This is a genomic window from Vibrio aquaticus (genome assembly GCF_003970385.1).
GTDB classification, from domain to species: domain Bacteria; phylum Pseudomonadota; class Gammaproteobacteria; order Enterobacterales; family Vibrionaceae; genus Vibrio; species Vibrio aquaticus.
Map to the genome: position 1 here is coordinate 1 of NZ_RXZH01000200.1, position 361 is coordinate 361.

The following is a 361-nucleotide window of genomic DNA, read 5'->3' on the forward strand; positions in this document are numbered from 1 at the left end:
CGCGTCCGTATTCATCATTTGAGGCATGATGAAAGCCTTAAAATTTGGAGCGACACACGAGGTTCGAACTCGTGACCTCAACCTTGGCAAGGTTGCGCTCTACCAACTGAGCTAGTGTCGCATTTTCTCATAAGAGAAATTGGTTGCGGGAGCCGGATTTGAACCGACGACCTTCGGGTTATGAGCCCGACGAGCTACCAAGCTGCTCCATCCCGCGTCCGTATTCATCATTTGAGGCATGATGAAAGCCTTAAAATTTGGAGCGACACACGAGGTTCGAACTCGTGACCTCAACCTTGGCAAGGTTGCGCTCTACCAACTGAGCTAGTGTCGCATTTTCTCATAAGAGAAATTGGTTGCG

At 49.6% G+C, this 361-nt stretch carries 3 tRNA genes; all 3 read right to left on the minus strand.

Going from position 1 to position 361, the window contains the following annotated elements:
• Positions 1-45: 45 nt before the first annotated feature.
• The 3 genes from EJ063_RS20765 to EJ063_RS20775 all read right to left on the minus strand — a co-directional run bounded on the left by EJ063_RS20765 (position 46) and on the right by EJ063_RS20775 (position 334).
• Positions 46-121, minus strand: a tRNA-Gly gene (locus EJ063_RS20765).
• 19 nt (positions 122-140) lie between these two features.
• Positions 141-217 (minus strand) — tRNA-Met (locus EJ063_RS20770).
• Between the two features lie 41 nt (positions 218-258).
• Positions 259-334, minus strand: a tRNA-Gly gene (locus tag EJ063_RS20775).
• Positions 335-361: the final 27 nt, after the last annotated feature.